1 protein-coding gene is annotated in these 281 nt (G+C 51.6%); it reads right to left on the bottom strand.

Annotated features, from left to right (window positions below):
• The coding region (locus tag J0A66_RS23170) for an efflux RND transporter permease subunit (protein WP_206576114.1) at positions 1-281 on the bottom strand (281 nt) is incomplete at both ends.

Consider the following 281-nt stretch of genomic DNA (forward strand, 5'->3'; position numbering starts at 1 on the left):
CAGCGTAATAAAGATAATGATGGGCTGACGATACGCATTAAACATGGCCACCAGAATAATCAGCATCAAGATGGTGGCTTTAGGGTTTTGCTCCATCAAATCATCAATAGAACGCTTCTCGTCGTAATACTCGCCACCCCAGTGCATGCTGTACCCGGCTGGTAGCGCGATAGCCTCCAACTCAGGGGCCAACTGTTTACGCACATTGGCCACGGTGTCACCAGAAACACCTGCCTGAGCGGTTACCGCAGGCAAGCGGTTACGACGCCAGATACGGCTTT

The organism is Bowmanella dokdonensis (genome assembly GCF_017254865.1).
Taxonomy (GTDB): domain Bacteria; phylum Pseudomonadota; class Gammaproteobacteria; order Enterobacterales; family Alteromonadaceae; genus Bowmanella; species Bowmanella dokdonensis.